Origin of the sequence: Nocardia veterana NBRC 100344 (assembly GCF_000308855.1) — a bacterium.
Taxonomy (GTDB): domain Bacteria; phylum Actinomycetota; class Actinomycetes; order Mycobacteriales; family Mycobacteriaceae; genus Nocardia; species Nocardia veterana.
This window is the reverse complement of the sequence record NZ_BAGM01000182.1, coordinates 1-1,744: the sequence shown is the minus strand read 5'-3', so window position 1 is coordinate 1,744 and position 1,744 is coordinate 1. Positions and strand designations below refer to the sequence as shown.

The following is a 1,744-nucleotide window of genomic DNA, read 5'->3' as shown; positions in this document are numbered from 1 at the left end:
ACAGACTTTTACGTATACGAAGTGCGGTACACTAGCTTCCGGTCCTACTGATTTCCGAACTGAAGGGGATGAGCCGCATGGCGGAACCTGCATACGTTTCCATCGCAGGCGAATATGCTCGACGAATTCGCGGTGGAGAATTGCCGCCCGGAACTCAGCTACCGAGTTATTCGGAAATAGCGGCGCGTAACAATGTCTCCGACATCGTCGTGCGGAAGGCTCTCGAACTACTTCAGAGTCAAGGGCTCGTCCGGTCTGTGCGCAGGCGCGGCGTCTTCGTGTCGGATCGGCCGAACCTGATCCGGATCTCGCCCGAACGTCAGATGGAGGACCCGGAGGTGACGTTCGCGAACGAGTCCGACAGCACCGTCCAGATCGACCGGACCACGGAGAAGATTCCTGCCACGGAAGCGCTGGCCGATGCTCTCGGTGTCGCGGTCGGCGAGGAGATCACTCACGTTGTCACTCGTGCCAGCGAGGATGGCCGACCGATCTCGGTGTCTGACAGCTACCAGCCCGCCGACGTAGCCGATACGTCCGACGCTGCCACGCTCGAGGAAACAGTGGCGGATAGCATCCCGGTGCCATCGCACGCGGAGTGGTTGAAGACCACCCCCGGCGACCTCGTGAAGACCGTCCATCAGCGCTACATCACCGCGACTGGACGAGTAATTATGGTCTCGGATGTGTCCTATCCGAGGGATCGCTATTACGCATTCGTTTTCCGTATGAACCTGAAACCGGAACTTGAAGCGACCTCGGAAAAATAAGTCTCTGCGCGACCGCCGGTTGTCCGAATACGGATAACCGGCGGTCTTTTTTATTGACGGACCCAGCCTTGAGCGCGGTCGTTGAGATTCCACCAAGAGACAAATTTCGAATCTTCGGATTCGATCTTCCAGCGAGAGTTCAGCGCATCGAAAAAGGCGTCATTGCCGGTTTTTCCGCCCTTCGGTTCACCGATGTAGACCAATCGCCGACCGCCGTTGGCTTCGAAGCTCGCCAGCGCATCCGATGCCATCGTGTTGCCCCATCCAGGCGGCCAACACAGGAACAGGACATCATCGGCACGGTCGACTGATCGCGCTGCAAACTGGTCGAGATCCCCTACGTTGAACCAGACGTCTTCTTGGCCTTCCGCCTGAGGGAACGACGGATTCTCGGATCGGTCCGGAGGCTCCGACTCGTATGCGGCAATGTCCAGGCCTGTGCTCGCCAACTGCGCAGCCCAGTAGCCGCGGCCAGCTCCCAGCTCGACTACCGAACGCCCATCGCAGAATTGATAAACCCAAGCCACGGTCTCCGGCGACGGAATCGCGTAGGCGTAGGTGGCCTGCAAGATGGTCTGCGCGAACCCGAGTCGCGCGCTTCCTCCAGGCCGGCCACCGTCGACGACTCGACGCCCGTTATGTTCGGACACCGATGGCCCGACGATGTCCCAGTATGGATTCGCGCTAGTCGACGACCCGCCCGTCATGTAGTGGACGAGCCGCAAATCGAACGCGGCATCGGCCCGGTCGTCTCCCGTTCCCGGCAGCATCGGCGCCGTGTCGAGGTACTCCGCCACCTTCGGATACTCGGTCCGAAGACGCTGCCCGTCCCCCAGCAACCCGGCCAGTTCTTCACGGCGATCCGCCGTCAGCGCAAGCTCAGCCATGCTCCAAGTCTGGCCGCGCACAGGCTGATTCGGCGAGCAAATGCACTCACCTGCATGGGTCGTTGCCGAATTTGGCCATAGAGGATC

The 1,744-nt window shown here is 60.4% G+C and carries 2 protein-coding genes; one reads left to right on the top strand and one right to left on the bottom strand.

All coding sequences use genetic code 11. The annotated features are described in order from the left end of the window. The first annotated feature begins 77 nt into the window (after nt 1–77). Nucleotides 78–770, top strand: coding sequence for a GntR family transcriptional regulator (locus ON37_RS26645; protein WP_040723184.1), 693 nt, complete (start codon nt 78–80; stop codon nt 768–770). A gap of 50 nt (nt 771–820) precedes the next feature. Here ON37_RS26645 and ON37_RS26640 read toward each other — a convergent pair whose 3' ends face one another. Continuing rightward, the gene (locus ON37_RS26640) at nt 821–1,657 is read right to left on the bottom strand and encodes a hypothetical protein (RefSeq protein WP_040723183.1); all 837 of its coding nucleotides are present in this window, start codon (nt 1,655–1,657) and stop codon (nt 821–823) included. Nucleotides 1,658–1,744: the final 87 nt, after the last annotated feature.